Here is a 6102-nt window from a genome sequence, read left to right on the forward strand (position 1 = left end):
TAGTCACGTGTCTGTATTTGAAGGGAGATCTGGTTGTATCTGAACTAATTTTGGCGACATAAAAAACTAATAAGGCAATGATAGGTAGAATCAAATAGAGCCATTTGTGGTTTCTAATGTGGCTATCGTGGTTTGTTGGGGCTATCGTTGTTTGGTCTGCTGTTTTTGAAGCAATACTGTTTGACGTCACTATTTCAGCAGAGAAATCCGTTTGTTTATGAGTAGTAGTTTTGGTGTCTAGATTGTTCGCCGCTTGCTTGGGTGTCAGTGCTTTTGGCGTGAAAGTAAGACTGTAGCCTTTTCGATAGTGTGTTTTTATGAATATTTGATTGCTTTGAGGCAACTTGAACTGTTTACGTAATTCAGAGATGGCACGATTAATCGAATTGTCATCGACAAAGCTCATCTGCCAAACGTTTTCAATCAGTTCCTGACGAGTAATGACTCGGTCGTGATTCTTAATAAAGTAAACAAGTAGGTTTTCAATTAATGGCTCAAGGACACGTTCAGTGCTTCCGCATTTTAGCGTCCCACTATTTTCTAAGTAACTCCACTCACCAATTTGAAATCCGTTCATTAACCTTTGTCCCTAAACACTTTTGTACAGGGTACAAAGTTGAATAATTTTTCGCAAGTACATTATTTGTACGAAAGTTAATTCTTATTAAAAATTTAAATGTCTCATAATGTTTGATTGTTTATATATTTAAAAACAGTGAGTTATGTTTCTAATAAGATTTTAAAACATTATGAGTTTATTCCTAAGATATCCATAAGCGACTTTTTTAAAGCGTGCTCTTAATCTTTAGTCACTGCTCAGCAGCAGCTCGAAGTAAACAACTAAATTTCAAATTAAGGGAACGCCATGAAAAACGTGATTAAGTCTCATTTAACAACTAAGACATTGGTTTTTACGCTAGCACTTGCAAATTCAGCTGCTGGGGTAAGCCAATTAGATGAAACACACACCTCTCAACTTCAAGAATACATTTATTTGGACTCAAGCTTTATTTTTAAAACGATGGAAAGTCGTTATGAAGATCAAATGGATGTTCGAATCGAAGAGATCTCTGAAAGAGTCAATACAGCGCTAGAGCGCGAAGTAAGCAAAAAGCTTGATCAATAAATCAAGCTTTGAACCATCGATATATTATTTAAAGAAGGAATTCATAATGAAAAATGCACTTACTAATCTGACTATCGGCCTAACACTTATTTCTAGCTCTTTTTGTTCTATGGCAAACTCTGTCTGGGAAGTTAAAAAAGGCGATGACAGCGTTTATGTCGGCGGTACGATACATTTGTTACCAGTATCAGAGTTTCCGTTACCAGAAGCTTTTACTGATACTTATGCCAAAGTTGATGAAATCGTTTTGGAGGCGGAATTACCGGACCCAACAGACCAGTCTAGTCGCATGGCCTCGCTTACTGCTATGCGCTATGGTGAAGGCGTCGCTATTACTGATTTTATTTCTCCTGAACTTAAAGCCGAGCTCGATAGTTATTTTGATAGTGTTGGTGTCGACTTTGACAGTTTAACTGGCTTTAAGCCGGGCTTTATCGGCACGGTAATCTTTTCAATAGAGGCAAATAAAGCAGGAATGGCCGGGCAGGGCGTTGATGCCTATTTCAAACAGCTTGCAGAAAAAGACGACAAGACAATTCAATTCCTCGAAACCTTTGAAAGTCAATTAGAAATGCTTGCTCAACTAGGAGTGGGTGATGAAGAATCCGCACTTTCCAGTCAGGTTAAGGGTGTTCATGACATGGTGCCTACTTTTCAAAAGATAATTAAAGCGTGGCGACAGGGCGACTCTGACACTATAGAAACACTAGCCGTCTTACCACTCAAAGAGCAGTACCCAAATACCCATCACGTATTGTTACCGGCGCGCAATCACAGGTGGGTGCCGCAAATCGAAGCAATGTTTAACGACGAAGATAAAGAATTTGTTTTGGTTGGCGCGGCACACCTAATAGGAGAGGGAAGTGTTTTGGAATTGCTCGAGTCGAAAGGTTATGAAGTAAACAAGTTGTAGTGTCGATTTGACATCTGAGTGTTGGCTCAAGTGTACCAAGCGGGTTTAAAACTCTACATAACAGAAAAAAGTAAGTTAAACAAAAAGGCAGCAACGAATTTTCGTGCTGCCTTTTTAGCTTTCCTAAGCCTTAGTTTGGCTTTTACGTATCTTTTGCTTCGTCTTTAAAAGCGACTAGCTTGTTTGTTTCATATGATGAAAATCAACGTCTTCGCTTTTTAAGCCAGCTTCAGGGTCGTTAAATTTGTCATAATCAAACTCTTTTTCAGAGGCAGCGACAACACAACTTACCATACAGTCACCTGTGACGTTTACGGCAGTACGGGTCATATCAAGTAGTCGGTCAACACCCAAAATCAACGCAATACCTTCAACTGGTAAGCCGACTTGTTGTAGAACCATTGCTAACATGACAAGGCCGACACCTGGGACTGCAGCAGTACCAATTGAGGCTAATGTCGCTGTCAGAACAACCATAAGGTAGTCACCAATCGTTAGGTCAACACCGAAGATTTGCGCAATGAATACAGTCGCAACACCCTGCATAATAGCGGTGCCGTCCATGTTAAGTGTTGCACCCATTGGTAGTGTGAATGAAGCGATTGAGTTTTTAACGCCTAGTTTTTTAGTTGCCGTTTCCATTGTAACTGGAAGTGTGGCACCGGAACTTGACGTGCTGAAAGCAAATAAAGCTGCATCACGCATTTTCTTATAAAACGTTATAGGATTGAGGCCAGTAAATGTTTTAAGAATAAGGGCATAAACGATTAGGCCATGGGTTAGCAACACCGCGATAACCAACAAGAAGTATTTAACTAAGTTGGTGATCGTTGCAAAGTCGAGTGTGGTGAAAAGCTTAGCTAACAAACAGAAAACACCGTACGGCGCTAAGTTCATTAAAATGACGACTAGACGCATAATAACTGCATTGATGTCTTCAAATAGTGAAGTTAATCGCTCACCAGGCTTACCTGCTAACGCCATTGAGATACCGAATAATAAGGCAAAAACAATAACCTGTAGCATATTACCTTCGGCCATTGACTCAATAGGGTTGGTAGGGAACATATTTACAATAACTTGAGCAAACCCTGGCGCCTCTTTGGCTGTGTAGCTTGCATCAGTGGACATATTTACGCCTTCACCTGGCGCAATAACTAATGCTGCCATGATCGCCAAGGAAATAGCAATTGCGGTTGTCATCAAGTACATCGCAATAGATTTGCCGCCAAGTCTCGCAAGCTTTGATGTATCATTTAGGCTGCACGTACCTACTACAAGAGATACAAATACAAGTGGCACAACAATCATTTTAAGACTGGCTACAAAAATAGCGCCACCGACGTAAAATAGTCCGTTCACAAAAAAGTCATTGAATGAAAATTCAGTTACACCAAGAGGAATAACAAAATCTCCGGTGCCAGCGAATAAGATTTGAAACAGGACACCGACACTGATACCAGCGATCATGCCGATAAGAATGCGCGCGGTCAGACCCATTTTTTTTGTTTCGTTTTGAGCTGTCATGATTAATTATTCTTATTTTAAGTTTTAAAATCCGCGCAAGTATAACCACAATTCCAATCAAATTTCATCCTAAGCACGGTAAGTTACAAATTTTTCCTAATTAAATACAAAAATCGATTGTGTAATATTTTGATATTTATTAACTTAGACATAGATGATACCGCAATAGTATTTACTTAAAAGGGAGAGTTTGCATGTCACCAACGTTTTTAAAGGGCTCAATACGTAGCTTTATAGTTGGTTTGTTATCATTGATGGTTGTTGCCTGTGGTGGCGATGGTCAATTATCGGATGGCACTACAACAGAAGACACATCAGGGACTTCGCGTCTTGGCGCGTCTTTACAGAATTCACTTGGCGTTGCTGATAGCACATTGGCTGAAGGTGAGGTACTTACTCTAGCGTTGACGTTAGAAATAAATGACGAACCAGCAGCTGGTGAGACAATTAATGTTGTTAATAACGACACCTCACTCGCAACACTTTCATCCTCTTCGACCGTAACTGCGACAGACGGCACAGCGACGTTAACACTTACTGGTGGTTCCGTTGCAGGTCAAGGTACGTTGACCATCTCTTCTGAACAAAGCGGTTTACAAGATTTAACGGTTTCATATGTTTCGACCGGTGAGCCAGTTACCTCTTCTTCATCTTCTATTTATATTATTCCTGCAAGCACTCCTTCTGAGGAGTACGCTAACATCAATAGCTCGAGTCTAAACGTTATTTCGGCTGTGAGTCCTGCGACTCTGCTAGTGAAGTTAGTTAATGAAAATGGCGAACCTGCGGTAAACCAAATAGTTTCTTTTGACCTGACTTCAGTTGAAGGCTTGGTAGAAAACGCCAGCACTGACAAAGGAAACGGCAGCACATTAACGGACGAAAATGGCTTTGCAACGTTAGACCTTTCTGTAGGTACCACAAGTGGAGCAGGCAAAGTTCTGGTCAATTTAGAAGATGGCTCTGTACTTTCTATTAATATTTCATCGGCAGGCTTAGTCGGTGAAGGTGGGTCTAGCAATGTTTACACAGCATACTTGATACCGACTACGGTTTTAGAGACCGAATATCCATCGGTTACAGGTTCAATGATGACGACCATTGCGTCTTCAAGTCCGGGTAAAGTACTAATTGGTATTTTTGATAGCGAAGGTAACCCAACTGCTGGTCAAATTGTTGCAGTTTCGTTAGCAGAGGGCTCAGAAGATTTAGCGACGTTGAGTAATGACAAAGGAACGGTTATTACAGATGAAAACGGTTTTGCTGAGATCAATATTGTTGCGACAGATGTCAGTGGTGCAGGGACGATTAATGTGACCTTCTTTGATGGTACTGTACAATCATTGAACTTTGAATCAGTCGGTGACGGTAATCAAGAAGCAGCGGTTGACATTGGCTCAATTGAGTTACTAGCGAATTCTTTCCAGTTGGCTTCTTCAGCTTCGGACAAAATCGAACTAATTGCATTAGTAAAAGATAATAAAAACAACTTATTACCAGATGTTCGAGTGAGCTTTGAAGCAAGCTCTGGTGGTATCGAAGTTGTTGAGGCTGTTACAACCAGTGGTGGTGTAGCAACTGCGTTATTAGATACAAGAAATAATCCTGAAATCAGAACCATTGACGTTTCGGCGTTTGTGAATGACCAGATTGCTTCAGTAAGCATTGACGTTACTGGTACCAGCGTAAAACTGGTTGGTAGTAACTCTATCGTAACTGGTAAAGACTCAGATATGAGCGTTTCGTTACTAGACTCAGATGGCAATGGTATTTCACAAAGACGAATCTTCCTAAACAGTACCTCTAATAATGCGTTAGAGACTCTCGACGGTCAGGCACTACCTGTCGCTGACGACGGCACGGGCGCTTTATTACCATATGTAATGACTGATACAACCGGTAATGCTCAGTTTACTTATGTTGCTGGAACTAGCGGTGAGGACACGCTGAGTGCTTTAGCACTAGGTGCCAATACGGATTATATGATATCTGTGTCTCCTGATAACTTTACTATTGCAGTAAGCGATGAAGAAGTCATGATGGAGCAAGGCCAAGACTTTACATTGACTTGGCAAAAAAATGGCGCTGGGTTCTCGGGTGACGTTCTGTTTTCTTCAACTCGCGGTACTATTTATGATGATGCTGGTGATGTCGTAACTGGACCAATTTCGACTGATGCAAATGGTGAGGTTGTGGTTACTCTACGTTCTACCAATGCAGGTCCTGCGATTCTTACCGCTAAAGCAGAAGGCTTAACAGCAACTCAAAACTTTGAGTTCATTGCTGAAAAAGCGCATCAAATTGATTTACAAGCTTCTCCTTTCTCGATCGGTCCCAACGCTCAAAAATCGACAATCAGTGCAGTCGTTCGCGACAAAGACGGTAACCTTGTTAAAAATCGCCCAGTTAACTTTAGCTTATATGATGTGAGCGGTGGTTCAATTTTCCCAGCAACTGACGTGACAGATAGTAATGGTTTGGCAACGACGGTTTATACATCAAATGCTGTATCTGGTAACGAAAGTGTTGTCATTGC

General features: G+C 41.0%; 5 protein-coding genes. 3 read left to right on the plus strand and 2 right to left on the minus strand.

Annotated features, from left to right (window positions below):
- Window positions 1-577 (minus strand): winged helix-turn-helix domain-containing protein (locus AC4E96_RS10820; RefSeq protein ID WP_490255825.1); only part of this gene is annotated, 577 nt, incomplete at its 3' end.
- Window positions 578-865: 288 nt separating this feature from the next.
- Here AC4E96_RS10820 and AC4E96_RS10825 point away from each other — a divergent pair.
- Together AC4E96_RS10825 and AC4E96_RS10830 are read left to right on the plus strand one after the other, a co-directional pair.
- Window positions 866-1126, plus strand: coding sequence for a hypothetical protein (locus AC4E96_RS10825; RefSeq protein ID WP_488032801.1), 261 nt, complete (start codon window positions 866-868; stop codon window positions 1124-1126).
- Between the two features lie 46 nt (window positions 1127-1172).
- Window positions 1173-2039: a TraB/GumN family protein gene (locus AC4E96_RS10830; protein ID WP_490255826.1), complete on the plus strand. Its 867-nt coding sequence runs from the start codon at window positions 1173-1175 to the stop codon at window positions 2037-2039.
- Between the two features lie 174 nt (window positions 2040-2213).
- Here AC4E96_RS10830 and AC4E96_RS10835 read toward each other — a convergent pair whose 3' ends face one another.
- Window positions 2214-3566, minus strand: a complete 1353-nt coding sequence (locus AC4E96_RS10835) for a dicarboxylate/amino acid:cation symporter (RefSeq protein ID WP_488032803.1) — start codon at window positions 3564-3566, stop codon at window positions 2214-2216.
- A gap of 194 nt (window positions 3567-3760) precedes the next feature.
- On the opposite strand from AC4E96_RS10835, the gene AC4E96_RS10840 reads away from it, so the two are divergent.
- A partial coding sequence (locus AC4E96_RS10840) for a hypothetical protein (RefSeq protein ID WP_490255827.1) occupies window positions 3761-6102 on the plus strand: 2342 nt, incomplete at its 3' end.

This window comes from Psychrosphaera sp. (genome assembly GCF_982872775.1).

Coding starts and splice junctions, on each gene's coding strand:
- AC4E96_RS10825 (WP_488032801.1), top strand. CDS start 866: ATGAAAAACGTGATTAAGTCTCATTTAACAACTAAGACATTGGTTTTT.
- AC4E96_RS10830 (WP_490255826.1), top strand. CDS start 1,173: ATGAAAAATGCACTTACTAATCTGACTATCGGCCTAACACTTATTTCT.
- AC4E96_RS10835 (WP_488032803.1), bottom strand. CDS start 3,566: ATGACAGCTCAAAACGAAACAAAAAAAATGGGTCTGACCGCGCGCATT.